General features: G+C 53.9%; 24 protein-coding genes. 19 read left to right on the top strand and 5 right to left on the bottom strand.

Features of this window, described 5'->3' with window-relative positions; genetic code table 11:
- Nucleotides 1–73: 73 nt before the first annotated feature.
- On the bottom strand, nt 74–220 hold the full coding sequence (locus tag WBG83_RS19810) for a hypothetical protein (RefSeq protein ID WP_336747070.1): 147 nt from the start codon (nt 218–220) through the stop codon (nt 74–76).
- Nucleotides 221–1,034: 814 nt separating this feature from the next.
- On the opposite strand from WBG83_RS19810, the gene WBG83_RS19805 reads away from it, so the two are divergent.
- The 3 genes from WBG83_RS19805 to WBG83_RS19795 all read left to right on the top strand — a co-directional run bounded on the left by WBG83_RS19805 (nt 1,035) and on the right by WBG83_RS19795 (nt 3,890).
- On the top strand, nt 1,035–1,439 hold the full coding sequence (locus WBG83_RS19805; RefSeq protein WP_336747069.1) for a DUF2203 domain-containing protein: 405 nt from the start codon (nt 1,035–1,037) through the stop codon (nt 1,437–1,439).
- A 228-nt stretch (nt 1,440–1,667) separates the two neighbouring features.
- Complete coding sequence (locus WBG83_RS19800; protein ID WP_336747068.1) at nt 1,668–3,122, top strand: SulP family inorganic anion transporter; 1,455 nt, start codon at nt 1,668–1,670, stop codon at nt 3,120–3,122.
- Between the two features lie 432 nt (nt 3,123–3,554).
- On the top strand, nt 3,555–3,890 hold the full coding sequence (locus WBG83_RS19795; RefSeq protein ID WP_336747067.1) for a DUF2325 domain-containing protein: 336 nt from the start codon (nt 3,555–3,557) through the stop codon (nt 3,888–3,890).
- Nucleotides 3,891–4,175: 285 nt separating this feature from the next.
- Here WBG83_RS19795 and WBG83_RS19790 read toward each other — a convergent pair whose 3' ends face one another.
- The 3 genes from WBG83_RS19790 to WBG83_RS19780 all read right to left on the bottom strand — a co-directional run bounded on the left by WBG83_RS19790 (nt 4,176) and on the right by WBG83_RS19780 (nt 7,799).
- Nucleotides 4,176–5,117: a cation diffusion facilitator family transporter gene (locus WBG83_RS19790; protein WP_336747066.1), complete on the bottom strand. Its 942-nt coding sequence runs from the start codon at nt 5,115–5,117 to the stop codon at nt 4,176–4,178.
- A 68-nt stretch (nt 5,118–5,185) separates the two neighbouring features.
- The gene (locus WBG83_RS19785; protein WP_336747073.1) at nt 5,186–5,815 is read right to left on the bottom strand and encodes an EamA family transporter; all 630 of its coding nucleotides are present in this window, start codon (nt 5,813–5,815) and stop codon (nt 5,186–5,188) included.
- Nucleotides 5,816–5,834: 19 nt separating this feature from the next.
- Nucleotides 5,835–7,799: a hypothetical protein gene (locus tag WBG83_RS19780; protein ID WP_336747065.1), complete on the bottom strand. Its 1,965-nt coding sequence runs from the start codon at nt 7,797–7,799 to the stop codon at nt 5,835–5,837.
- Between the two features lie 167 nt (nt 7,800–7,966).
- Between WBG83_RS19780 and WBG83_RS19775 the strand changes: the two genes are divergently transcribed.
- The 8 genes from WBG83_RS19775 to WBG83_RS19740 all read left to right on the top strand — a co-directional run bounded on the left by WBG83_RS19775 (nt 7,967) and on the right by WBG83_RS19740 (nt 15,102).
- On the top strand, nt 7,967–8,833 hold the full coding sequence (locus tag WBG83_RS19775) for a YitT family protein (protein WP_336747063.1): 867 nt from the start codon (nt 7,967–7,969) through the stop codon (nt 8,831–8,833).
- Between the two features lie 468 nt (nt 8,834–9,301).
- Complete coding sequence (locus WBG83_RS19770; protein ID WP_336747062.1) at nt 9,302–10,126, top strand: alpha/beta hydrolase family protein; 825 nt, start codon at nt 9,302–9,304, stop codon at nt 10,124–10,126.
- 97 nt (nt 10,127–10,223) lie between these two features.
- Nucleotides 10,224–10,424 (top strand): YezD family protein, encoded by a 201-nt coding sequence (locus tag WBG83_RS19765; protein ID WP_336747061.1) that lies wholly within the window; start codon nt 10,224–10,226, stop codon nt 10,422–10,424.
- A 37-nt stretch (nt 10,425–10,461) separates the two neighbouring features.
- Nucleotides 10,462–11,550: a sulfate ABC transporter substrate-binding protein gene (locus WBG83_RS19760; RefSeq protein ID WP_336747071.1), complete on the top strand. Its 1,089-nt coding sequence runs from the start codon at nt 10,462–10,464 to the stop codon at nt 11,548–11,550.
- 124 nt (nt 11,551–11,674) lie between these two features.
- Complete coding sequence (locus WBG83_RS19755; protein ID WP_336747060.1) at nt 11,675–12,007, top strand: hypothetical protein; 333 nt, start codon at nt 11,675–11,677, stop codon at nt 12,005–12,007.
- 80 nt (nt 12,008–12,087) lie between these two features.
- Nucleotides 12,088–12,867 carry an ABC transporter ATP-binding protein gene (locus WBG83_RS19750; RefSeq protein WP_336747059.1) on the top strand — a complete coding sequence of 260 codons (780 nt, stop codon included), beginning with the start codon at nt 12,088–12,090 and terminating at the stop codon, nt 12,865–12,867.
- Between the two features lie 324 nt (nt 12,868–13,191).
- Entirely contained in the window at nt 13,192–14,166 is a 975-nt protein-coding gene (locus tag WBG83_RS19745; RefSeq protein WP_336747058.1) for a formylglycine-generating enzyme family protein, read from the top strand.
- Nucleotides 14,167–14,538: 372 nt separating this feature from the next.
- On the top strand, nt 14,539–15,102 hold the full coding sequence (locus WBG83_RS19740) for a hypothetical protein (RefSeq protein WP_336747057.1): 564 nt from the start codon (nt 14,539–14,541) through the stop codon (nt 15,100–15,102).
- 2 nt (nt 15,103–15,104) lie between these two features.
- On the opposite strand, the gene WBG83_RS19735 is transcribed toward WBG83_RS19740, so the two are convergent.
- The gene (locus WBG83_RS19735) at nt 15,105–15,395 is read right to left on the bottom strand and encodes a hypothetical protein (RefSeq protein WP_336747056.1); all 291 of its coding nucleotides are present in this window, start codon (nt 15,393–15,395) and stop codon (nt 15,105–15,107) included.
- A 669-nt stretch (nt 15,396–16,064) separates the two neighbouring features.
- On the opposite strand from WBG83_RS19735, the gene cysT reads away from it, so the two are divergent.
- The 8 genes from cysT to WBG83_RS19695 all read left to right on the top strand — a co-directional run bounded on the left by cysT (nt 16,065) and on the right by WBG83_RS19695 (nt 26,684).
- Nucleotides 16,065–16,895, top strand: a complete 831-nt coding sequence (cysT, locus tag WBG83_RS19730) for a sulfate ABC transporter permease subunit CysT (protein ID WP_336747054.1) — start codon at nt 16,065–16,067, stop codon at nt 16,893–16,895.
- Nucleotides 16,896–17,128: 233 nt separating this feature from the next.
- Nucleotides 17,129–18,094, top strand: coding sequence for a sulfate ABC transporter permease subunit CysW (gene cysW, locus WBG83_RS19725; protein WP_336747053.1), 966 nt, complete (start codon nt 17,129–17,131; stop codon nt 18,092–18,094).
- A 242-nt stretch (nt 18,095–18,336) separates the two neighbouring features.
- Nucleotides 18,337–19,404, top strand: a complete 1,068-nt coding sequence (locus tag WBG83_RS19720) for a sulfate/molybdate ABC transporter ATP-binding protein (RefSeq protein ID WP_336747052.1) — start codon at nt 18,337–18,339, stop codon at nt 19,402–19,404.
- 424 nt (nt 19,405–19,828) lie between these two features.
- Nucleotides 19,829–24,703: an Ig-like domain-containing protein gene (locus tag WBG83_RS19715; RefSeq protein ID WP_336747051.1), complete on the top strand. Its 4,875-nt coding sequence runs from the start codon at nt 19,829–19,831 to the stop codon at nt 24,701–24,703.
- Nucleotides 24,704–24,715: 12 nt separating this feature from the next.
- A complete protein-coding gene (locus tag WBG83_RS19710; RefSeq protein ID WP_336747050.1) occupies nt 24,716–25,024 on the top strand; it encodes a DUF6916 family protein in 309 nt (102 codons plus the stop codon).
- A 35-nt stretch (nt 25,025–25,059) separates the two neighbouring features.
- Nucleotides 25,060–25,578 carry a phage tail protein gene (locus tag WBG83_RS19705; protein WP_336747048.1) on the top strand — a complete coding sequence of 173 codons (519 nt, stop codon included), beginning with the start codon at nt 25,060–25,062 and terminating at the stop codon, nt 25,576–25,578.
- A 54-nt stretch (nt 25,579–25,632) separates the two neighbouring features.
- Nucleotides 25,633–26,139 (top strand): phage tail protein, encoded by a 507-nt coding sequence (locus WBG83_RS19700; RefSeq protein ID WP_336747047.1) that lies wholly within the window; start codon nt 25,633–25,635, stop codon nt 26,137–26,139.
- Nucleotides 26,140–26,165: 26 nt separating this feature from the next.
- Nucleotides 26,166–26,684 (top strand): phage tail protein, encoded by a 519-nt coding sequence (locus WBG83_RS19695; RefSeq protein WP_336747046.1) that lies wholly within the window; start codon nt 26,166–26,168, stop codon nt 26,682–26,684.
- The last annotated feature ends 165 nt before the right edge of the window (nt 26,685–26,849 follow it).

The raw sequence follows: 26,849 nt of genomic DNA, 5'->3' as shown, positions 1-26,849 counted from the left end.
TTCGTGCTTTCAGTGTATCACATCGCTTGGTAAGATTAACCTGTTAACGTTGAGGTATTTGAGATTTTAAGCACTAGTCCCCGCGCTGAACGCCCTCGCTTGGATTGTTTTGTGCCGGATGCTTTGTGTTGCGGGCAATGACTTCTTTGGCAAATTCATTGTTGAAGGCGTATTTGTTGCCGTCGGACTGCTTGAACTTCGGATACTTGTGCTTTGGCATATCGTCACCTCCAGAAGGATGAAGGACCGGCGAAAGGAAGCCGCGAAAAAGCAGGAGGCTGCAGCCGTGCAGCTCCACATGCTCCAGTCAGCAGAAGTTGCTGCTGCCGCTGCTGCCGCGGGTCCTCTCCGGTAGTATGCCCGGATAAGAGCCAGGCTGTGTGTGCTTTGTTTTGCCAAGCCGAGCGGGGAACAGTTGACAGCAGGATAAACAGGACATTTAAACATCATTACGACCCGTATACAGCCGCGCAGACGTATGAAACGTACCGCAAGGTCAGCCAGTGACCCCGCAGGCCATTCTGGATGTGCCCCCGGGGCAGACGCCGCAGAATGTGGTTCAGGGCGCGTAATTGCTCTCTCGGCATAAGAGGAGAAGGGAGAAGGGGCGATGTGCGGTGCGATTGGTGGGTGTGTGTCCGTTTTTTGATGCTTTACCAGAATGGTAAACAAAGCGGGGAACCGGCGTGCTTCTCCTCACCTCAAGCAGGCTGGGGCAAGAAGGCGGTGGTCACCCGTTGTGCAGCTCCGCCGAGCTTATATGATTGCTATCTTATCCAAGGCGGCCCGGCAGAACGGGCATTCGCAAGCATCCCCCAGGGAAGCGGGTTTCAGGCTTCTCCGGCGGGATGCTTCTTGTTATCTGCAAATGGTCTGAATCCGCCTGGGCGGAGCATGAACCGCTTCGTCTCCGCCCGTGAGGAGGACTAGCATTGCCCCCGGGTGGACAATCGGGTATGATGAAGGCAAATATCATTCCATAGAGATGCGGGTCCGCCCAACAGGAGCCGCTTTGCCGGAGAGGAGCCATGACAATGAACGAGAAGCGGTTTACCCCTGAAGAGGCGAACCGGATGCTTCCGCTGATCCGCTTGGAGCTGGAGGCGCTGCAGAAGACGAAGAAGGAATTTGAAGAGAAGCTTTTCGAGCACCGGCAGCTCAAGACCAGGCAGCTTGCCGAGCATGTCCGGGTGGACGAAGAGCGCTTTTTTATACTGGAGAGCGAAATGGAATTTCTCCAAATTCAAGCCCGCACCCAAATTCAGAGCTTTACCTTAAAGGGCATTCAGCTTAAGGATATTGATTTGGGCCTGGTTGATTTTCCTGCGGTCATCGATGGGGAAGAGGTGCTGCTATGCTGGCGGCAGGGAGAAGAGCGTGTAGCCCATTATCACGGCTATGAGGACGGCTATGCCGGACGCAGGCAAATTGAGGAATAGCACTATTTCTTATCGATAGATAATGGAAGCTAGATTATTCAAAATGAAAGAATACTAGAGATATCGTGCCGTTAAAAGCCTTGTATCCGCTCTCATGCCCCTTCGCAGCCGGGACTGCCGGTATTGTTGCGTGTATAATAAAGGCTTGCAGAGTAACGGCTGCTGTAAGGGCGCGGTGGCGTGGAAGCTCGCTTTTACGGTATGTACGGAGGAAAGGAAGTTACAAACGTGTCACAAGCACAAGTTTCAAACGGGCGGTTGACGACGGTCCGCACCGATTTGCTGTCCGGTATTACGGTTGCGCTGGCGTTGATTCCCGAGGCTATTGCCTTCTCCATTATTGCGGGTGTTGACCCGATGGTCGGCCTGTATGCCTCTTTTTGCATTGCGATGATTACGGCGATTGCCGGCGGGCGGCCCGCCATGATATCCGCCGCGACAGGCGCTATGGCGCTGGTGCTGGCAAGTCTGGTCCGGGAGCACGGCTTTGAATACATGCTGGCCGCGACCATCCTGACCGGTGTGCTGCAATTTCTGATGGGGCTGCTGAAGCTGGGCCGGTTTATTACCTTCGTGCCGCATCCCGTGATGCTGGGCTTCGTTAATGCCTTGGGGATACTTATCTTCACGGCGCAGCTGCCGCACTTTAAAGGCGCGGGCTGGCAGCTTTACGCGCTGGTGGCGCTGACGCTGGCAATCATTTATATTTTGCCCCGGTTTACGAAGGCGGTCCCTTCTCCGCTTGTAGCGATTGTGGTGGTCGGCTCGCTGGCGGTTGCGCTGGGCGTTGACCTGAAGACCGTCGGCGACATGGGCGATATCCGCAGCACGCTGCCGCTGTTTCATTTGCCGGAGGTGCCGCTCTCGCTGGAGACGCTGCGTATTATTTTCCCGTATTCGCTGTCGCTGGCACTGGTCGGCATTATGGAATCGCTCCTGACAGCCACACTTGTTGATGAGCTGACCGATACGAAGAGCAACAAAAATCGGGAAATCAAGGGCCAGGGTCTGGCCAACTTCGTGACCGGCCTGTTCGGCGGCATGGCGGGGTGCGCGATGATCGGGCAAACGGTCATTAATGTCCGTTCAGGCGGCCGGACAAGGCTGTCCACGTTCACAGCCGGTGTGTTCCTGCTTATTCTGATTATGCTGCTGGCGGATATCGTGAAGCAAATCCCGATGGCTGCGCTTGTCGGAGTGATGATTATGGTGTCCTTCAGCACGTTCAATTGGTCCTCGCTGAAGCTTCATCAGGTGCCGCGCGGCGATGCGGTGGTCATGCTCATTACTGTCGCGATTGTGCTGGTAACTCACGACCTGTCCAAGGGCGTCATCGCCGGTGTGCTGGTGAGCGCGCTGCTGTTCGCCTGGAAGGCGGCGCACATTAAAGCGGAGGCCGTACAGCAGAAGAACGGAGCCAAGCTGTATCGCGTAAGCGGCCCGCTGTTTTTTGCCACAGTTTCCTCCTTTGCCGAGCTGTTCGATTACAGCGGCGATCCGGAGACGGTGACGGTTGATTTTACACACTCCCAGGTTTGGGATCAATCCGCAGTTACAGCCGTCGGCAAGCTGATCGCCAAATATGAGCAGGCCGGCAAAAAGGTATCGATTACCGGACTGAACGAACACAGCCGCCGGCTTGTTGAGCAGGTCGGACTCTCGGGGTCGTCCGGGGCCCACTAGATGGGCTGAGTAAATGTGAGATCTATAAAAGCAGGAATCGATTCTGTCCTGTAGAAGCATTCTGAAGCTGGACACATTTTATCGCTTCAAACGCCGAAATGGTTGAAATAAAGCCGAATTGCCTCAAATCCTGCAGAAATCAAGAACAAATTCCCATTTTACAATCCGATTAATCGGGCTGAAAAATGGGAATTTTTTAATTTGGATGCCTTTGGTCGAATCTAACACTTGCGTTTCGCCCAAAGGATGAATATAATTGAAATTGAGATTGAGAATTATTATCAACCAAATAAGAATTATGATCAAATCACGTCAGCCGTTATTTCAGTTGAACCACATGGGAGCACATACATAGAGCTGGCAGACGATTGCGCTAGCCCAGCCTGCACAATAGCAATACATCTACTTAAGCGAAGAAGGAGCGAAACTGCAATGGCGAATTTACTTGTGGTCGGTGCCGACCATTTAGGGAATATGAAGGATCATTTGAATGAGATGGGCTTTCGGGAGGTGCTGCACATTTCCGGCCGCAAATGCCAGGCGGTCAAGAAGGGCATTCCGGAAAATGTCGATGCGGTGCTCGTCCTGACGGACTACGTGAATCACAACCTGTCCAAGGTCATCAAGCAGCAGGCGAAGGATCAGGAGGTGCCGATTTATTATGCGAAGCGTTCCTGGTGTTCGGTGCAAAAAGTGCTGTGTGATTGTCGCGAGCTTTGTAAAGCCGCACAGGAAGGCAGCTGCGGCGTGCAGCGCGGGCGGGCGTAAACAGAAGGCAGCGCGGCTAGCCGCGCAATGCCTTGCGCATAACAATAAATTGGGCCTTTCATTGCGCGAGACGCGCTTCAAGCAGAAACGGACGTCCATTTCAACTGGAACGTCCGTTTTTTGTATGTAATTTTTCATCGGGCGCACGATTGGAGGAGAAAAAAAGGGATTGAAGTGAAGCAGGACTTGAAAGCTCAAAGGTAACAAGCCTGGTGTATCGCGCGGGGAGTGTATTCCATAGGGGGCTTGGGGAAGAATCCCCCCTGAGCAGCCAGAGGCAAACGGCTAATTCACAACCTTGGCCGCTGGCTGCTCAGGGGTATCGACCGGTTCAATATGAACATGAACGAAATGAATTTGATGCACCTTCATCATTTTTTCTTCAATTTCCTCGCAAATTTCATGGCTTTCCCACACGTTGAGCCGGTAGTCCACGCAGACGACAACATCGAGCAGCACCTGATTGCCGTGCTGCCGGGCCCGCAGGTCCTTGATTTCATCGACACCCTCAATATGCAGTATTGTGTCCCGAAATTCATCGAGCCGCGTCTCATCGAATCCGTCCGTGAGCGAATGGGACGTTTCGCGGAATATATCGATCGCCGTTTTGCAAATCAGGATGCCGATAATGAGTGCAGTTAAAGTATCCAGCCACTGCAGGCCGAAACGGGAAACGCTAATTCCGCCAAAAGCTCCCAGGCTCACGAGCGCGTCAGAGCGGTTGTCCGCCGCCGCCGCCCGCAGCGCCTGACTGTCTACCTTGCGGGCCAGGCGCATGTTGTAGGCATACACGAAGAACATAATCACTGAGCAGCCGAGCGCAATCCAGGCGGCAGGCATATCCGGCGCAGCTGCTTTTTCCGGCGACAAGAGGCTGGTGACAGCCTGGTACAGCACCTGGAGGCCAACGGTGATCATGAGAATGGAGGCGACCAGCGCGGCGATCGTCTCCGCCCGGAAATGGCCGTAGGGATGGTCATCATCCGGCGGCTTGCGTGAGAGCCGCAGGCCGACCAGAACAGCGAGGGAGACGACGATATCGGAGGTATTGTTCCAGCCGTCGGCCGTCAGGGCCTCGGAGGCGAAATACCAGCCGGATGCCAGCTTGAGCGCGGCCAGAACAAGATAGGCGCCGATGCTGAGCCAGGCCCCCTTCTCACTTTCCTTGATGTTGTTGTATACGTCCACGGTACGCTGCACCTCTTCCGTTTTATTTGCTCTACACATGATAACGGATGAATCCCGTGTGGGTCTAGAGAAACAGTTTTACCGCCGCGCCGATTTATTGGGGCTATTCAAGGAATTTGATAACCGCAAAACTTGTTGAAACCGACAAAAAAAGTTGCCTCAGGGCAGGTTATGCCGGATCGGGAGTGGGAGTTGAAATATGAAGTGAACAGGAATAGGCCGAGCCCGATACCTGGCCAGGGAAGGCAGAGCATTTCGCTCTGGCCTGCCGCCAGCACTGTGCCTGTGAATAGCGCCGCAACGGCAAGCATTTGCCTGCCGCCCGGCCTTTTGCGTGACAGCAAGGCATCGAGCAGGACGCCAATCCACACGAACTGGAACAGGAGAATCATTACCAGCGAAGCCGGGACGTACTGCAGGGAGCCGTAGTAGAACAGGCTGGTCAGACCCATGGGCAGCCCTGCAGCGAGCAGCGCGATCATGTCCTTCCAAAGCGGTCTTCCGAATCTATTGGCTCCAGGCGCTGTTTGTCCGCCGTGAGCCGTCCGACCGATCGGGGTGACCGGACCGGATGTCCGCCGGGCCTGCTGCCACAACGCGAGCAGCCACATCAGCAGCAGGACGAACAGCATTTGCGAGCCGGACACTTGCCCGGCACGAAAGCCTTCATCATAAGCCTGTTTAATAAAGGTGGACAGCACGCCATAGCTGCATGCGTCAGGCAAAACGTATAGCATGTATTTCAAAGGAAGTCCCTCAATTCAGGTATGGATTCGACGTGTCGAGTCGCCGAATAGGTCCGGCCGGCTTCATTAAGTAAGGATAGAGCAGCACAAGGCCAGCGGCATACAGGGCAAAGGCGAAATAAGCCGGCGCCAAATGCCAAAAATCCGTATACCCGATAGCGGCATGAACACTGAAGCCCGCCAAAAATCCCGGAAACCCGCCAACCAGCAATGTCCACCAGAGCCAGCGCTGCCCCTGCTGCAGGCCCCACAGCGCTGTCGCCAGCAGCGCCAGGGCGTTGGAGAACAGCGCTCCGCCGAAGCCCGCGCGGTCGTGGGCGATGAGCGGCAGCAGACGCTCGTTGATTTGAGCAAGCATGTCCGGCGTCGTACAGAGAAATTCCAAATCCGTAGCCACAAAAATGCCCGTAATTCCTACAACAGAAATGACGATTCCGCCGATGGCCAGCGCGAAGCCGAGAATGACGAACAGCAGCTGCCCCCACTGGGCAAGCCTCCAGCTCCGGTCATTCCGCAGGTTCGGCTGATCCTTGAGCGGCAAATCGGCGCCGCTTCGCATGGACATGATGAACATGGGCAGCAGCAGCGCACCGGCCAAGGCATGAAGCGGATCGAAATAGCCGTAGCCGAGATACAGGAAGAAGCTGCTGAAGCCAACTAGCCCGGAAGTGAGCAGCGCCGTTCTGGCCCAGTGCAGCCCCTCCCGCAAACCATAGCGTCCAAGCTGATAATAAAGAATGCCGATGGAGATCATCGTCCCGGCCAAGGTGACCCGGTCGTGGGACATAAACGGCAGCAGCCTGCCGTTCGCCCCGGCGATCTGCTCCGGGGTCATCAGCAAATAGGCCAAATCATAAGGCAGCACAACCGTAGTGGCGGCAATAATCCAGGCCAGCAGGCCGCCGATAATCATGCCGATGCCAAGCAGGCACATCCAGCCCCAGCTGTGCCAGAAGGGGGGAGCGGAAGGGAGCTTCGCCGCCCCCGATGCGATTTGCTCATAAATAAGAGCTTCATTGACCCGTTTGGCCAGTCCCGGCCCGGCGTATACCATCCCGCTGTGCAGCTGCACGTAACTTGCCCCTGCCTGCTTCAGCTCCAGGGCGTCCTGCGGCTCATGGACGCCTCCGGCGGCAATAATAGGGAGCTCCGGGCCGATTCGGCGGCGCAAACAGCTTAGCAGCCGGATGGACAGCTGCTTCCCGTTACGGCCGGCGACATCGCCCTCGGCGGTTTGCTGCGTATCGCCGAGGGCGATTCCCGCCCATCCGGTGAGCTGGCCCTCCGAGGCCAGCGATTCCAGCCGATCGGGCGGATAGTCCAGCGGCACATACAGCAGCAAGGGCACAGCGGGACAAGCGCTGTGAAGGGCTTGTGCGACTGCCTCCAGATAAAGGGAAGCCTCCTTGCTGCTCCAGCCCGGATGGAGCCCGTCGATGTACAGGGCGGCGGCATACGGGCTAAGCTGCTCTGCCAGCAGCTTCATCTGATTTACTGCATCCCTCGCTGTGCTGCCGGGCATAGGAGCCAGGCGCAGCATGATAGGAAGCCGGTGCCCCTGCTTGCGCTCTAACCGGCGGAGTGTATGCGCCAGGCCTTGATTTTCAAACCGGTCGGGATAAATGATAGCTTCCGATGAAAGCTCACGCTTCATCGGCGCTTCTCCTGCAACCGGCTGCACAGTAACCGGGCCGATTTCGACAAAGCCGAACCCGAATTGGGCCAGCGCCCGGTGAGCCGTGCCCAGCGGATCTAATCCGCCGCTCAGGCCGACAGGATATTTCAGTGGAATGCCGGCCAGCTTGCTTTCCAGTAAAGGAGCGGTTTCCATATGGCCGAGTGTGCGTATGACCAGGGAGCCGAGCGGAAGCCTGCTGAGCAGTCCGATGGCATGGAGCGTGACCGCCCGGCTTGCGGCGGCCGGAAGCCGGAATAGCAAAGGACGGAATAAGGTTTGGTACGACCAGTCTGGCAATGCGGGTTCCTCCCTTTCACTTGAATCGGTTTGCTGCTGCGGAGTATGACACTACATGTCCATTTTCCTTCAGCGGGGAATTTTGTCAAGCTGCCGCTCTTTTTGGAATTTGGAGGCAGGAATAGTACAATAATAACTATCCATCGCAGAAAAGGGGCAATCAGTAAATGACACGCACGCACAAAAGGCTTACAATCTTGGATTTTTTGAAAAGGGCTATTTTTCTCACGCTCGGCGCCATCTTAATGGCGGTTGCACTCGAAGTCTTTCTCGTCCCGAATCAGGTCATTGACGGCGGAATCACCGGTATTTCCATTGTGCTGTCCCACGTGACTCCGGTTCCTCTCGGACTATTCATCTTCTTCATCAACGTTCCGTTTCTCATCCTCGGCTACAAGCAAATCGGCAAAACCTTTGCCTTTTCCACTTTATATGCCATCGGTTTAATGTCCGCCACCACCGCGCTGCTTCATCATGTAGATCCGTTTACGAATGAGAAAATATTGGCGGTCCTGTTCGGCGGGCTGATTCTCGGTCTAGGCATCGGTCTGGTGATCCGTTTCGGAGGATCGCTGGACGGGACAGAAATTGTTGCCATCCTCCTGTCCAAGAAAACCCGGATTCCGGTCGGCCAAATCGTCATGATAATTAACGTCTTTATTTTTATCATTGCCGGCTTCGTGTTCGGATGGGATTCAGCCATGTATTCGATTTTCACTTTCTATATCGCCGCCAAGGTCATGGATATTGTTGTAGAAGGCCTGGATGAATCCAAATCGGTAACGATCATCTCTAGCGAATATGAAGAAATCTCGGAAGCCATCATCAGCCGCCTGGGCCGCAGCACGACCTACATTTATGCCAAGGGCGGCTACACCAAGGAAGATACGCAAATGATTTATTGTGTGGTGACGCGGCTGGAGGTCGCCAAGCTGAAGGCGATTGTGCATGAAATTGACAGCAAGGCGTTTATTTCCATTCAGCATGTATCCGATGTGCTGGGCGGCAATTTTGAGAAAAACAACATTCACTAAGCATTTCGTACTGAAAAGATACTCTGTTCGATCCGATCCTCTTCCGGGCAGATCGTAACTAGACGTCCCGCTGTGCTTGCCTGCGGCCGCAATCGGCTGTTTGCTGCACGGCGGGACTTATTTTTTCCAGGAAGAAAATATTCGGCGTATAACCGGGAACGACGGGCTTAAGGGCGAGCGGCCGGTTATTTTTCGTCATGTATCAGAATAATTTATAGATACGAAGAATCCTGCTTATAAACGGATGCAGCTCGTTTGGAGGAAGGGAAAGCTATTTTTCTAGAAAAAACGTATTGACACGCGGGTTTGCACGATTATATAATACGTTCAACAGCAAAACATACTAAATTAATAGGAATTGTGGGTAATCAAGCAACCGGACCACCGGAGGGAGGGATCAAGCCGCTGAACCTGAAGGAGCCTGCTGCAAGACACACTGCATGACTGATGACGATGGAGGGACTGGCGATGGAACATCATATTTGGATACCGGCAGGAGAAACGGAGCTTGCCGCTACATTACATTACCCGACGGCGCAAGCCGGTGAAGGGGAGGCGGGCCGGTTTCCGCTCATCGTTATATGTCACGGCTTCGTAGGCAGCCGGGTCGGCGTTGACCGGTTGTTCGTCAAAGCGGCACGCGAATTCAGTTCACAAGGGTATATGGTGCTGCGCTTTGATTTTGCGGGCTGCGGGGAAAGCCATGGGGACTATGGAACAGGCGGTTTAACGTCTTTGATTGAACAAACCCGCCATGTGCTTGATTATGCTTTGCAAAAAGACAGCGTTGATCTGGCACGGGTCATTCTGCTGGGACACAGCCTCGGCGGCGCAGTCGCCCTGCTTACGGCCGCACGCGACAAACGCGTCAAGACGCTGGCCTTATGGGCGCCGGTCGCTCATCCGTTCTCGGATATTGTCAAGATCACGACCAAACGCGTGTATGAGGAGGCAGTAAGCCGGGGAGGGGCCGATTATTTAGGCTACACCCTGCAGCCGGTGTTTTTTGAATCGTTGACCGAGTACCAGCCCTTTCAGGAAGTGAAGAAATTCAGCGGGGATGTGCTGCTTGTGCACGGGACTGCGGATGAGATCATCCCGGTCGATTACACGTTTTTATATCAAAAGGTTTTTTGGATGCGCAGTGAAGGTCAGTGCGAGAAAGAAATTTTGTTTCAGGCGGATCATACCTTCTCGGCGGGAGACAGCAGCCGGCTGGCGATCAGCAAAACGCTTGATTGGCTGAACTACACCCACAACAAAAAGAAAGAGTGGCACGGCTGGTCCATATAAAATCGGATAGCTGCTGCCATAGGGGCCGAAGGGCAATTTTTTTAGAGAACAAAACCAAGTAAATTCATATGAAATAAAGGGAATGGAGATGGGTTCAATGAGCAGTACGCACGGGCTTGATGAGTTGTGGGTGGGGCGTATCCTTGAAAGCGTGTCGGACCTGAGCTACGGAACGGTGCTCATTACGGTGCATGACGGGCGAATCGTTCAAATCGAGCGTTCCGAGCGCCGACGGTTCGATATGCAGGAGAACGAGCTGACGAAGCCCGCCGGGGGGAAGACGCAACGCGTAAAGTAGAAAAAAATGAGGTAGAGAAGAAGGGAGTCTTGTGATGATGAAGCGTGTCAAAAAATACGGTATTATTCCATTTGTACTAAGCCTGGGGTTGCTTGTTTCCGCTTGCGGGGGAGGGGGCCAGGCCACACAGGGCACAGCCGGAGGCCAAACGCCGGCTTCGGGCGACAAGGCGGCATCCTCCGCGAAGCCGCCGGTTGAGCTGCTGAACGTATCCTATGATCCGACACGGGAGCTGTACGATAAATTCAATAAAGCGTTTGTGAAGCACTGGCAGGAGAAAAACGGCCAAACCGTGACGATTAAGCAGTCCCACGGCGGCTCCGGGGCACAGGCCCGTTCGGTTATCGACGGCTTGCAGGCCGATGTGGTTACCCTGGCGCTCGGCTACGATATCGACGCAATTCAGGGGGTTGGCCTTCTGAATAAGGATTGGCAGTCCAAGCTGAAGGACAACAGCTCGCCGTATACGTCCACCATCGTTTTCCTGGTGCGCAAAGGCAATCCGAAGGGCATCAAGGACTGGGATGATTTGCTGAAGCCGGGCGTATCCGTCGTCACCCCGAACCCGAAAACATCGGGCGGCGCGCGCTGGAACTACTTGGCGGCTTGGGGCTATGCGCTCAAGAAAAACAACAACGAGGAAGCCAAGGCACAGGAATTTGTAACCCAGCTGTTCAAAAATGTGCCGGTGCTGGATTCCGGCGCACGCGGCGCGACAACGACCTTCGTAGAGAAGGGCATCGGCGATGTGCTGATTGCATGGGAGAACGAGGCGTTCCTGTCCATTAATGAGCTGGGCAAGGACAAATTCGAAATTGTGGTGCCTTCCATTAGTATTTTGGCTGAACCGCCGGTTGCTGTTGTAGACAAAACCGTTGATAAACGCGGCACGCGCGAAGTGGCTCAAGCTTATTTGGAATACCTGTACTCGGAGGAAGGACAGACGATCGCGGCTCAAAATTACTACCGCCCGCGTCTGGAATCGGTAGCGGCCAAATTCAAGGACCAATTCCCCAAAATCGACCTGCTGACCATCGATAAAGACTTTGGCGGCTGGCAAACAGCGCAGAAGAAGCATTTTAACGACGGCGGTGTGTTTGACCAAATTTACAAGCCTAGCAAATAAGATTTGGTGATGAGCGTCTACCGGTCCACCGGAGACCTCCTTCTCTCCTTTCGTTCTCCTGCATCGCAGTGTGAGGGCGGATGTTGATAAGGGGGTCTTTTTAAATGTTGAAGGAGGAATGTTTATGGCGGCAATTGGAGGGGCAACGCAATGGCAGGCGGTTCAGCAGCTGGCGGGCGTGACTGAGCCGGGCGAGGCGGTGCAGCTGCCGGATCTGCTGTTTCATCAATATTGCAGTGAGGTGTTTCGGATTAACCGGGGGATTTACAACACCATCGATGAGTGGCTCTACCGCAGCGGCTACGTCACGATTATCAAAAGACGGGAAGCAGCGCTGTCGTTTCTCGACTATGTAAATCGCCAGCCCCAGGAGGGACCGGGGCAAAGCTTGCGGTCTATCCGGTTCGGCCAGGGCGGGCTGACGCGGCTGCTGCAGGAATATTTCGCTGCCCATTAACCGGGCTGTCGGTCCCAGGCAAACATAGAGCGGAGTGTTCGCCGATCGGCGCCGGCACGCTGCAGAGGAGGAGACAACACATGGCTACAGCACAATGGCTTGAAATATCGAATGTCAGCAAAACGTTCAGCACCCCTCAGGGCGTCGTTCAGGCGCTGCGGGATATCCGGCTCAACATTCGCGAAGGGGAATTCGTAACGGTGATCGGTCCGAGCGGCTGCGGCAAAAGCACCCTGCTCAAAATTGTGGCCGGTCTTGATACAGGCTACGAAGGCTTGGTGACACTTAACGGGCAGCGGGTGGAACGGCCTAGTATTGAAAAAGGGTTTATTTTTCAGGAACCGAGGCTGTTTCCATGGCTTTCGGTCGAGAAAAATATTGCGGCTGATTTGTCGCTCAAGGACCCGGCCATCCGGCGCAGGGTGGATGAGCTGATTGAGCTGGTGCGGATGAAGGGCTTTGAACAGGCGTATCCGCGTGAGCTGTCCGGTGGAATGGCGCAGCGGGTGGCGATTGCCCGGGCCCTGCTGCGCAGCCCGAAGGTGCTGCTGCTCGACGAGCCGTTCGGGGCGCTGGATGCATTCACCCGCAACCATATGCAGGAGGTGCTGCTCGATATTTGGCAGCAGAACCGGACGACAATGATTTTCGTCACGCATGATATCGATGAGGCCATTTATCTTGGGGAGCGGGTTGTCATTATGAAAGCGCGGCCGGGCTCGGTCAAGCATGTAATTCCGGTGGATTTGCCGTATCCCCGCAAAAAAGCGAGCACTGCGTTCCAGGAGTTCCGCCATCTTGTGCTGAGCGAGTTCGAGAAGGTGGATGAGCTGGAGCTGATCGACAGCTCGGGCATCTAGAAGGAGGATGCAGCCCCAGCTTCGGGCTGGATCTGACCCGTCCATCGCTGGCAGCCGGAGTTCAATCCTGTTGAATACGATGAGGATAATCACACCGGGCGCGGGATTCTCAGCGCCCGGTGCTGCTGTGTTCCGGCAGCCTTTCTAATCTCATCATTGCCTGCATAGTTTCCGCACCGCGCGCAGCTCCCAGCGCGCAGTGTTTCGCTGCATGACGGCGGTCGAGCGCCGGGTGCCGCGTCCCCTTCCTGTACATTGACCCTCGGTCGCCGGTAGAGTACGCTTGTATGAAGAACCTATTTAATGAAGAAAAGGTGAGCACTAATGACTGAATCCCTCCCAACGACTTCCTCCTGCGGCTGTTCGGTCGGGCGAAACGCAAACGCAGCACCTGAGACGGCGTCCACTGCCCCTTTGCGGCAGGCTTCGCAGCAGGAGCAGCTCAAGAAAAGCATGATCCTGCTGCCGGGCGGTGAATTCCTGATGGGCACGAATGACGGCGAAGGCTTCCCGGCTGACGGGGAAGGGCCTGTTCGCACCGTGACGCTGGGTCCGTTCCGCATGGATGCCCACGCCGTTACTAACGGCCAGTTTCGGGACTTTGTCCGGGATACCGGGTACCGGACGGAAGCGGAGCGGTTCGGATGGTCGTATGTGTTCCACCTGTTTGTTTCTCCAGAGACAAAAGACACGGTGACGAATGCGGTACAGGAGGTTCCGTGGTGGTGGAAGGTGGACGGCGCTTGCTGGGAACACCCGGAAGGTCCCGATTCCGATATTGCAGCCCGGCTTGACCATCCCGTGGTCCATGTTTCATGGAATGATGCGCAGGCATACTGCACCTGGGCCGGCAAGCGTCTTCCGACCGAAGCGGAGTGGGAATATGCCGCCCGCGGAGGGCTCGTTCAGCGCCGCTACCCGTGGGGAGATACGCTGCTTATCGACGGGCAGCATCAGTGCAACATTTGGCAGGGCTTGTTCCCTAGAAAAAATCACGCCTCGGACGGCTACCTGGGAACAGCCCCGGTACAAGCCTTTCAGCCGAACGGGTACGGACTGTACAATATGGCGGGCAACGTGTGGGAATGGTGCGCGGATTGGTTCAGTCCCGACTTCCACGTGAACGGCCCGAGGCTGAACCCGAAGGGCCCGTCCAAGGGGACGAACAAGGTGATTCGCGGGGGCTCCTACCTGTGCCACAAATCTTACTGCAACCGCTACCGGGTTGCGGCCCGAACCTCCAATACGGCAGATAGCTCCACCGGACATATGGGCTTCCGCTGCGCAGCCGATGTATAAGACATTTCTGACAAGGACGAGCTGTGCAGCAACGGCTGACCACCGATTCAGCGGCATACCGGGAGCTGGAATCTGCAAGTTAGCGTCACACCGCGCGCAGGGAACTGCACGCGGTGCCCGGCGCGGAGTCATGCTGTCACTGCTAGTCCTACATCAGCTTCACTTACAGGATTTCCGTATGCCGACCGGCATGCGTTTTTTTGTGTTTTTGTTTTCGGCGGTGCTTCACGATAAGCCAAAAGCGATTTGCTTTGAAACCAGAAATTTCTTGGTACGTATATTATTACGCAAATATAAATTTCCTTGAACTATTAGTATGAATTCCAATAAATAAGGAGCTCAAGGAAAAGACAAAAGGGGAGAGTCAATAGGATGTTGAATCGCAACAAAAAAATGGTGTTGTTCATTGGCATGGCGAGTGTAATGTTGCTCGCTAGCGGATGTGCCAAAGAAAAAACGGACGAGGAAAAACTGGCAGAAGCAGTTCAGAATTCATTAGCTAACGCAGTAAATAAACAGGATGCTTCCGCTTCCGCTAAAAAGGAAGAGCCCACTGTAGAGTCGAAATTGGAAGAAATTAGTAAGTTTATTACCGTTTCATTTTGGAACGAAGGTTTTGTTACTATTAGTTGGTATAAAAATAGTGGGACTGGTAGCACGGGTGAGAAAATCGACATCGATTTCACAATTGAGCGTCTCGGCAAAGCAATGGAAAAAAAGGAAGAGTATAACACATTTATACAAGGCTTAGATGGGAAATATGATCATGTGAAGCAAGTTTGGTCAAAACTGTCAGTAGAGACCGATAATTTGTACAATCAGCTTAAGAATAACAAGCCCCAAGCAAATGAGAAGAGTTACAAATTTGATACTGGATTATTCCAGCAATATAGCAAGGCATTTGACGATGATGTAAGAAAACTGAATAATAAGTAGAATCAAAGCAAAAGAAGCGGAAGTAGCAACTCCGCTTCTTTTGGCTTCTTTTGGCTTCTTTTGCTGTGGTGCTGGTATAGTAGTGCTGGTATAGTAGTGCCAGAAATGAGGTTTTCATAAACGCGTCCGATCCAAATCCAGTTCGCTTCACGACCGAAGAACGTGAGTAGTTGCGCGCCTTTATTTCCAAGGGCAAAGGGAGGCCTGCTCGATTCGCCGCGCTTAAATTCTTCCTGGCTGCGGATGAAAACAGGCCAGGCGGGAGTTTGAAGGAAGTAGATGCTGATCATCATGTCCAGCAGCCAGGAAGGAAAGGGTGTCATTCTGGACAGTAAATAATCCAGATTTCCATGTTCCTATTGCCGTTTCGCCTCCCCGGATTGAATCCATCCATCCATCCATTCCCCTCCCAACCAACCTTACTGCCGTGGGGCCAGACTTCACATTCCTTCCTGAAAGCGGTACCGGTTGTACTGCCTGGTACAAATTTACAATCGTTGCTCCATTCAGCATTCATAAATACATTCCAGTTACTACCACTTCGGATGGAATCTGCTGCAAGCCACGCAAATGTCCCCCTTCATTGTTATCTACGATTTCAAAATAAACCGCTTTCCCCACCAATTCATTAGTATTCCACCTTATCCTAGTAAAAGCATCAGTTTGAGGCGGCTTGGACCTTTTCAAAATAGAGTGATCGGAGGCTCTACGCAAGAAATAGTCATTTTCATTCTTTTGCCCTGTCAAACCGTCATTCCCCGTATTCTCGAAATCAATTATTTGTGCAGGAGGAGACAAGGTGAATTATAATAATTCCAACCGGAAATATAGGAAAAACCGTTGACAGTAAATAAAAGCCGATGATATGATAAAAACCATAAATCACACTAAACAACTAGGTATTATTAACATTCATCAGAAGCAATTATGAAAACAGGGGAAGAATGGGAGTGACCTCGCACATGAAAAAGAAAAAGCAGCGCAGCATTTTGCCTGGATTCGGGCTTTCCATGGGATACACAGTGCTGTACTTATCCCTGATCGTGCTGTTCCCGCTGGCTGGACTGCTGCTGAAGACGATGTCCCTCAGCTGGGAGCAGATTTGGAGCATCCTGACCGATGACCGGGTGGTGGCTTCCTTTCAAATCAGCTTCAGCACAGCCTTTTATGCGGCCCTCATCAATGCCGTTTTCGGATTGCTGGTCGCCTGGGTGCTGGTAAGGTATTCATTTCCCGGGCGCAAGCTGGTCGACGGCTTGATCGATTTGCCCTTTGCGCTGCCGACAGCTGTCGCCGGGATTGCGCTGACTTCGATTTATGCCCCGAATGGGGCGATCGGAAGCTTTCTGGGGGAATTCGGCATTAAATCAGCCTTCAGCCCGCTTGGCATCACGATTGCCTTGACCTTTATCGGGCTGCCGTTTGTCGTACGTTCTGTTCAGCCTGTGCTGCAGGAGCTGGAGCGAGAAATCGAAGAAGCGGCAGTCAGCCTGGGCGCTTATCGGCTGCGCACGTTTATCCGGGTTATTTTTCCCCAGTTGCTGCCGTCTTTGCTGACGGGGTTTGCATTAGCGTTTGCCCGGGGGCTTGGCGAGTACGGATCTGTCGTTTTCATTTCCGGCAATATGCCGATGAAAACCGAAATCACGCCTCTTCTCATCCGCACCAAGCTGGAGCAGTTCGATTATGCGGGAGCGACAACGATCGCGCTGGGCATGCTGGTCGTTTCCTTTGCCCTGTTGCTGGTCATTAATTTGCTGCAGTGGTATGCGGGCCGCCGTACGGCGGCCTAGAAACGGCGGCCTGGAAAGTAAGCTGCCCGCCCCAAAACGAGGCGAAAACCAGAGCTTGAGGACAACGAGGGCTTACTGGCGGCGGGGTTCTTCGAATGAAAAGCTTGAAATGAACAACGAAGACCGGTAAATGCCGGAGCAAGGCCTGTCTGGAGGCAGCTTGGTTTTCACAGTTTCACAGGCCTTATCGCCAGCAGTTCATTTTATATTTCAACAGAAGGGGAGGGAAGCGGATGGCTGGAGTCATTACGGTTCAAGGCGGAACCGCTGCGGCGGGGTCCAGGCCAAGACATATCACAGAGTCGCGGGGCATCCAGTGGGTGCTGATCGGAATTGCACTGCTGTTTCTTGCCGTTGTGCTTATTTTGCCGCTTGGCGTTGTATTCACGCAGGCCTTCCGCAAGGGAGCGGAAGTCTATTTGGCCGCTATTACGGAGAAGGAAGCGCTAAGCGCAGTGCGCCTGACGCTGCTGACGGCGGCCATCGCGGTCCCGCTGAATACAGTGTTCGGCGTAGCTGCGGCGTGGGCGGTCACCAAATTTAATTTTAGAGGGAAAAATTTCCTGATCACGCTGATCGATTTGCCGTTCGCGATTTCACCGATTATCTCCGGTCTTGTGTTCGTGCTGCTATTCGGCTCGCGCGGTTTTTTCGGGACGTGGCTTATTGCGCATGATATTCGCATCGTGTTCGCGCTGCCGGGGATCGTGCTTGCGACGATATTTGTTACATTCCCGTTCGTAGCCAGAGAGCTTATTCCGGTTATGCAGGCGCAGGGCAGCCAGGAGGAGGAGGCCGCAGCCAGTATGGGCGCAGGCGGCTGGCGTATTTTTTGGCGGATTACGCTGCCGAACATCAAGTGGGCGCTGCTGTATGGCGTAATTTTGTGTAATGCGCGGGCCATGGGCGAGTTCGGCGCCGTATCGGTAGTATCCGGACATATTCGCGGAGAAACGAACACGCTGCCGCTGCACGTGGAGATTTTATACAATGAATACCAGTTTGCTGCATCGTTTGCAGCTGCTTCCCTGCTGGTGCTGGTGGCCGTAGTGACGCTCATTATTAAACACCTGATGGAATGGCTGCAGCAGAAGGAGCTGCGTCAGGCCCAGCTCGCGGAAGCTCAGGCTGCGTCAGGCCGCGGCTCCGCCGGAACCGGTCAGGGCAAGTCCGGTTCCCAAGCGGCGCAATCGGTTTAATGTCCGGGGGCTGACGCAGAATGCAACGGGCGCTGCTTGTGCAGATTACTTGCAATCAAGCGCCGCTTGAAACTGGAAGGATTCGGGACGGTGCCGAAAATAAGGCTTTAGCCTGCGCGCAGACGACCTTGTTGTTGGCAGCTGTATAGAGAGAATGCTTGTCAGGAGATTGAAAAAAGGCTGTATGGAATTATTAGCACTCATGCTGGCGCCGGACGCCGGCTTACCGGGAGGGACTCACGATGGAGCATGTAGTGGTGGAATCTTTATGGAAGCGATTCGGCGCTTTTGAAGCCTCGAAGGATGTCAGCTTTACCGTCGGTCAAGGAAAGCTGATTGGCCTGCTCGGGCCAAGCGGCGGCGGCAAGACGACGATCCTGCGGATGCTGGCCGGTCTTGAGCAGCCCGATTCGGGAGACATTTATATACACGGCAAGCGGGTGAATGATGTACCTCCGCAGGAGCGGGGCATCGGCTTCGTATTTCAGAACTATGCGCTGTTTCGCCATATGTCGGTGTACGACAACATTGCCTTCGGGCTTACCGTTCAGCGCCGCAGTAAAGCGGAGATTAAGGCGCGCGTTACGGAGCTGCTGGAGCTGACAGGGCTGACAGGGCTGGAACGCAGGCTGCCGAGCCAGCTGTCCGGCGGCCAGCGCCAGCGTGTGGCGTTTGCCCGGGCGCTGGCTCCCGAGCCGCAGCTGCTGCTGCTCGATGAGCCGTTTGCAGCCATTGATGCCAAGGTACGCAAGGAGCTGCGCACCTGGCTGCGGGAAATGATCAATCGTGTCGGCATTACGACGATTTTCGTGACACACGATCAGGAAGAGGCTGTCGAGGTGGCAGATGAAATAATTATTGTGAATCAGGGCCGGATTGAGCAAAAAGGGACGCCGCTGGACATATACCGCCAGCCGAACACCGCATTTGTGGCCGGATTTATCGGGGAATCGACGGTGCTGGAAAATGTATCCGGGCTGAAGGGGTTTGAGCCGGAACAGGGCGACGCCCCTGCGAAGGGTATCATCCGTCCTGAATTTGTGGAGATTGGCCGTGAGCGCGAGGTGAGCTATCCGCTTGCCGCCGAGTCGGGTGTGGTTCGGGCCAGCTATTTTCGCGGGGCTAACTGGCTGGTTGAGGCGGAAGTCGGAGGGACCCGGTTGTATGCATACCGCCCGCTTGAGCAAGAGCCGCTGCTTCCCGGCGAGCAAGTCACTGTGCTCATTCACCGGCTGTACCGGTTTAATGACAGTGAAGCCGCTATGGTGGAGAACGGGCTGAAGGTCGATCCGATGCCGGTGCATATTTAAACAAATGACAAAGAGGCTGTTCTGATTCGAAACACATTCGCGTTTGGCTGTGAGCCAAGGAAGGAAACGGGAATGCGCTTCGGCCGGAACAGCTTTTTTGGTGTGCATCAGCACGTAATCACGCCCCGCCATATGAAGCATTTTATTTTCTGTTAAATGACAATTTGAGAGTTTTTTGGGAGATTCATTTTGTAAACTGACAGAGGAGCTGCTTCTCTGAATTTGCGTAATGGCATCGTGCTTTGAATTCCATTTATTGTGATGATGTTCAGAATTTGTTCAGAACGAATTGATATACTTATTGGGGAAAAACGGGAATTTTGTCGATTCTCATGCTTAGGAGCAAGCTGCGGCTTACCTCTAGTTTTTGTCCGATTTTGTCGCTGCTACGACCATTTATTTTATGTATAAAGGAGAGGAAAGCGTGAAGAGAACAGGAGTGCGAGTTCTTTTTGCCAGACTGATGGCAGTGGTGTTTATTATGGTTGGGATATTCGGCGGCCGGGAGGCCGTGTATGCCGATACGCTGGCCGGGCCGCCCCTTGCTGCAATTGCAGGTCATGATTTTACTTATGGGGCGTATGTGGGGGCGCCTTACTTTATTGGATTTCAAACGGGCGTAACGAATGCCTATCATGCCTTTGTGAGGTTCAATAAAACAGCGAATGCTCCTGCCGGCTATAAGGTTTATTTGCGCATTAAGGTAGGCGAAAATAATGGCACCGGTCCGGAAGAGGTAGCCATCCGCGGCATACCTATTGCCAAGGTCTGGGCATACAAGTCGACGACGCTGCCTTCCAGCTCTGAAAATGCCCATACCAACTGGCCTACGATGAATGAAGTGCTGACAACCCCGAGTAAGTACGAGCTGCTTGACAGCCATTTGGGCACGATTGAAGCAGAACAGCTGCTGTCCTTTGATGTGACGACTTATTTTAACGACGCTTCAAACGGGATGCTTACCTTTTTTATCACCGGTGCGGAAAATGTGAACGACGGTGCGGCAGTTCACCGGTTCCGTTTTGATGCGGACCCTTATCTGCAATATGAACAAACCGTAGTGAATAATCCGCCGGTAACCAGCGACGATACGGCTACAACGGATGAAGATACGGTCACAAGCGGTCAAGTATCGGCCACGGATGTGGACGGAGACACGCTGACGTACTCGATTTCCCAGCAGGCCGCGCACGGCACAGCAACAGTCAATGCGTCTACAGGTGCCTGGGAATATACGCCGAACGCGGACTACAACGGTCAAGATGAGTTCAAGATCGAAGTGAGCGACGGCAACGGCGGCACGGCGACGAGTACGATTACCGTAACGGTCACGGCGGTGAACGATGCGCCGGTAACCAGCGACGATACGGCAACAACGGACCAGGATACGCCAACAAGCGGTCAAGTATCGGCCACCGACGTGGATGGGGATACGCTGACGTACTCGATTTCCCGGCAGGCCGCGCACGGCACAGCAACAGTCAATGCGTCTACAGGTGCTTGGGAATATACGCCGGACGCGGACTACAACGGTCAAGATGAGTTCAAGATCGAAGTGAGCGACAGCAACGGCGGCACGGCGACGAGTACGATTACGGTGACGGTCAATAAAGTCAATCATGCCCCGGTAATGACTCCTGCTGAAAGTGCTACAACGGATGAGGATACGGCCACAAGCGGACAAGTATCGGCCACGGATGTGGACGGAGACACGCTGACGTACTCGATTTCCCAGCAGGCCGCGCACGGCACAGCAACAGTCAATGCGTCTACAGGTGCCTGGGAATATACGCCGAACGCGGACTACAACGGTCAAGATGAGTTCAAGATCGAAGTGAGCGACGGCAACGGCGGCACGGCGACGAGTACGATTACCGTAACGGTCACGGCGGTGAACGATGCGCCGGTAACCAGCGACGATACGGCAACAACGGATGAGGATACGGCAGCAAGCGGACAAGTATCGGCCACCGACGTGGATGGGGATACGCTGACGTACTCGATTTCCCAGCAGGCCGCGCACGGCACAGCAACAGTCAATGCATCCACAGGTGCTTGGGAATATACGCCGGACGCGGACTACAACGGTCAAGATGAGTTCAAAATCGAAGTGAGCGACGGCAACGGCGGCACAGCAACGAGCACGATTACCGTAACGGTCACGGCGGTGAACGATGCGCCGGAATTGTCCGGTATTACAGTGATGCCGTTCGAAATACTGGATACCGAAACTGCTATGCCATTTCCTAACGTCAGTGTTGCCGATGCTGATGAAGGACAGGTTTTGACCCTGACCATCGAACTGGACGATGCGGCTAAAGGCGGATTTACAGCGGCCTCCCTGCAGGCGGCCGGCTTCAGCGTGACAGGGAATGTGTATGAGGCCAGCGGGACAGAGGCTCAATTGACCAGCCAAATCAGACAACTGGTATTTGAGCCGGCACCGAACCGTGCTGCACCCGAAACGACCGAAACCGCAACCATCACGATTACCGTCACAGACGGGGAGGCTCTTCCTGTCACAGACAGCCAAACGACCGTAATCACGACCTCTGTCAATGATGCGCCTTCAATCAGCGCTATCGCTGATCAGAGTGTGGCCAAGAATACGGCAACTTCCGCTTTGGCATTTACCATTACCGACCCGGATGCAGAGCCGGCTGATTTTGTGGTTACTGCCGAATCGAGCAACACGGCTTTGATTCCGGTGAGTCATATTACGCTCAGCGGCAGCGGAAAACAGCGCACGGTTACGGTAGAACCGGTTAACGGCTTACTTGGATCAGCGACCATTACGCTGCATGTGTTTGACGCCAGCCTGGCGGAAGGCACAACGAGCTTCAAGGTTTCTGTAGGCAATGCGAAGCCGGTTGTGACGCAGCCCGGAGTGCTGCAGGTGGATGAGGATGATGTCCTGCTCCATACCTTGACAGGCACTGATCTGGATCAAGACCCACTTACTTTCTCCATTGCTGGACAGGCTCAGCACGGCCTTGCCGCTGTAAGTAACGGCAATCAGCTAAGCTATACGCCGAATCCGGATTATAACGGAACAGACAGCCTCAGCATCAAGGCTTTTGACGGAACGGATGAATCGGACCCGGTGACGTTCACCGTTACAGTAAACCCCGTGAATGATAAACCGGTGGCGGAGAATGCAAGCTACAGCGTTACCAGCTTCTCCACTTTAACCAAGAAGCTGCACGCGACGGACGTGGATGGAGATTCCTTGACCTTCCGGCTGCTGACACCAGGAACCAAATCCGTAAGTCTTGCCGTTTACGGGGATGAATTTGTGTATGTGCCTCGTCCGGGAGAGCTTGGCTTGGACAGCTTCACCTATGTGGCAACCGACGGTCAGCTTGATTCGGACCCTGCTGTCATCACGGTAACGATTTTCCCTTCGGGGATTGCAGATTTGAGCGCTTTGTCCACCAGCACGGGCGGCATGACACCGGCCTTCGACAAAAATACGCTCACTTATGAAGAAACAGTTGCTTTTTCCGTTACATCCACTACAGTTACTGCCGCAGTTTACGATCCGAATGCGACGGTCACCATTGGCGGTCAGCCTGGATTAAGCGCAGTGATTACGAATCTGGCGGTAGGCCTGAATGAAATTCCGGTTGTGGTTACGCCGCCGAATGCCTCGGACCCGGTCAAAACGTATACGATTCGGCTGTTTAGAACAAGCAAGGCCCAATTAAGCAGTCTGGCAGTCTCTGCAGGGGCAGTATCCCCCGTCTTCTCGCCTGAACGGACAGCTTATCAGCTGCAGGTGGCTTACGGAGTGACTGAAATGACGGTGACACCTGTAATGGCCGGCGAGGCTATGGGGATTACGGTCAACGGCAGCGCGGTTGATTCCGGTCAGGCTTCGGGCGCAATCCCGCTTGAGCTTGGCGTCAATACGATTACCATCGTCGTGAAATCCAGCGACGGGCTTAGTGATGTGACCTATACCCTGACCGTAACACGGGCCCAGAAGGATAAGGATAGAGGCTCGTCCTCCGGTTCATCCTCCTCCGGACAGACGCCGTCCAGCCCGTCCAATAGCGGAATTGCGGTTTATGTAGATGGAGTGAAGCAGGAGCAGACGGCTGTCGCGAAATCAAACGGCAATGGTCAGACAGTAATTACGATTGATAACGATACAATTGCTCATAAACTGGAAACGGAATCCAACCGTACGGTTACGATTCCGTACACGGAAGCCGCGACGAGTATTATCAGCGAGTTGAATGGCAAGCTGGCTAAAACGATGGAGGACAAATCAGCCGTGCTTGAAATCAAAACCGCACTGGCTGCCTACACCCTACCGGCTGCAGAAATTCAAATCGATGAAATTTCCAGACAACTGGGATCGCCGGCAGCGCTTGAGGATATCCAAATCAGCATTAATATTGCCGCATCGGGAGCGCAGCAGGCACAGCTTGTATACGCCAATGAAGCTGATGGCTCCATGAAGGTTGTAGTGCCGCCTGTTGACTTCCAGATCATTGCGAAGTACGGCGATAAGCAGGTGGTTGTATCCGCATTTAACAGTTATGTTGAGCGGACGATTCCTGTTCCTGCTGCTGTGGATCCGTCGCAAATTACAACGGGCATTGTACTTGGCCCGAACGGCCAGGTATCCCATGTGCCGACCAGGATTACTCAAGTCGACGGCACTTATTATGCGGTGATCAGCAGCCTGTCGAACAGCACGTATTCGGTTGTATGGAACCCGCGTACGCTGGAAGATGTGGAACAGCACTGGAGCAAGGCGGATGTAAATGATCTGACCTCCAGACTGGTTATCCAGGGCACGAGCGAGACTCGCTTTTCTCCGGATCTGCCAATTACCCGCGCCGAGTTTGCTGCGATTATGGTTCGCGGTCTCGGATTGAAGCCAGCTGAAATACAGGCTCAATCTCAGGCAGCCTTTCCAGATGTAACTGCCGGTGACTGGTATGCAGGCTATACCGAAACAGCTGCCGCTTACGGTTTGATTAATGGTTATGAGAATGGCGACTTTGCCGCGCAGCGTACGATTACGCGCGAAGAAGCCATCACTATCATAGCAAGAGCCATGAAACTGACGAAGCTGGATACTTCGGCGCAGCCCGAGGCATTGGCCGCATTTGCCGATCAAGCCCGGATTAGCGGCTGGGCCAAGGATGCGGTATCCGCTGCAGTTCGCAACCAGCTTGTAGAAGGTGGCATTGGCGGACTGCATCCGAAGGACGAAGTAACGCGTGCGGAGACAGCCGCTCTGGTCCGCAGATTGCTGCAGCAAGCTGATTTAATCAACAGGTAAGGGGAGGCGCAAATGGAGAAGTTTACGTTGGCTCTGGCACAGGGGCTGGAGAAGGGGAGCAAATTCCTTCTGAGCAATCAGGAGGAAGCGTCTTTTCTTCAGCTGGCTGAGGTGAAGCCTATGGGCGGTAATGCCCAATTTGAGCAATTTTCATTATTTTTCAAAGGCGCCTTGGAGCGTTGCCTTCCTCAAGATGTATACAAGCTGCAGCATGACACCCTTGATGAGGTGCTTTGGATGCTGGTGCCGGTTGGGCGTACAGAGGACGGCTTCTTGTACGAAGCGGTGTTCAGCGTATTGAAGGATGAAACGCTTGTCTAGCGATTCCATTACAACAGATTAAGGAGGATATTCCAATGAGTGATCAATATGTAGGGGAAATCCGGCTGTTTGTCGGTAATTATGCGCCCGCAGGCTGGGCTTTGTGCAATGGACAATTACTCTCTGTTGCTGAGTATGAATTGCTCTATAGTGTGATTGGAACCGTGTATGGCGGGGATGGGACCAATAATTTTGCGCTGCCGGATCTTCAGGGCCGTGTTGCGGTTCATATGGGAACCAGCGTTCAAGGAACCAGTTACGCGCGGGGGGACAAGAAGGGAACCGAGACGGTTACACTGTTGGAGTCTCAGCTGCCTCAGCATACACACATTGCAAGTGCGCAGCAAAATCCCGGAGAGTCCATCGTTCCAACGAATCGATTCTGGGCAGCCAGCACCGTGAAGCAATATTCCAGTGCGGCCCCGAACGCGACGATGAACCCCGGTACGGTATCCGGAGTAGGCGGGAATCAGTCCCACAACAACATGATGCCGTTTATGGCATTGACTTATATCATTGCCACTGAGGGGATGTATCCTGTGCGTCCGAACTAAATTCTATTATTCATGCATCGATATAAATTCACTATATACAAAGGAGAGAGAACGATGGGGGATTGGTTTATCGGCGAAATTCGCCTGTTTTCATTTGATTTTGCTCCAAGAGGCTGGGCGCAGTGCAACGGTCAGGTTATGCTCATCAATCAGAATCAAGCGCTGTATTCCCTGATTGGAACGAGCTTCGGAGGGGACGGCAAAACCACGTTCCAATTGCCGAATCTGCAAGGGAAGGCGGTCTTGAACCCGAATGCTGCTGCCGGCATTCCACTCTATATGACCGCGGGCGAAGAAGCGCACACCTTGACCATGAACGAAATTCCCCAACATACTCATTCGGTCATCGGGAGTACAAATACGGCAAATTTGAATGCGGCAACAAATAATGTGTGGGGTGCTGGAAGCGCCATGGGCTACAGCTCAGCCGCCAGCGGGACTATGTCCTCGGCCGCGATCGCCAATGCCGGTTCCAGCCAGGCTCACTCCAATATGCAGCCTTATGCCGTGGTCAATTTCTGCATTGCTCTCCAGGGTGTATTCCCGCCGCATTCTCAATAATTAAATAAACGAAAGGGAGGATTACTATGGACGCTTATTTAGGTGAAATCCGCATTTTTTCAGGCAACTATGCACCGGCAGGCTGGGCCTTTTGCCAGGGCCAGCAATTGTCTCTGCTGAGATATCAGGCTTTGTTTACGATACTGGGCGGAGCGTTCGGCACGGATAACAAAACGTACTTCTGTTTGCCTGATTTGCGCGGCTGCGTGCCGATGCATCAGGGCAGCGGAGCCGGTCTGACTCCCAGGGCTTGCTATTCGTCAGGGGGAAGCATGACGGAGACGCTGAGTGTGAACGAAATTCCATATCATACGCATACGGTTAATTCCCAAACAACCGCAACCGACACGAGTCCGATCGGGAACGTTTGGGCCAATGAGCCGCGGGGCTCGACAGTCAGCGTTTACACAGAAACGCCGAATGTCGACATGCAGCCTGCCGCTCTATCCAGTGTGGGTGGGTCTCAGGCTCATAACAATATGCAGCCGTTCGTCGCATTGAACTATATTATTTGCCTGGAAGGGATTTACCCCTCCAAGCAGTAGCCGTATGCTGAAGGCCACCTTCGATTCCCTGCTCATCCGGGGGAGATGAAGGTGGTTTTTTTGCGTGTAACGGATCATGGACAGGCCAGGGCCTGATCATCTGGCATGGTTCAACGCGGCTTTCGCGGGGCTGTATCCCGTAAATCATTATCAAATAACCATCAA

This window comes from Paenibacillus sp. y28, from assembly GCF_037137075.1.
GTDB lineage: Bacteria > Bacillota > Bacilli > Paenibacillales > NBRC-103111 > JBBBNV01.
This window is presented reverse-complemented; position numbering and strand designations above follow the sequence as displayed.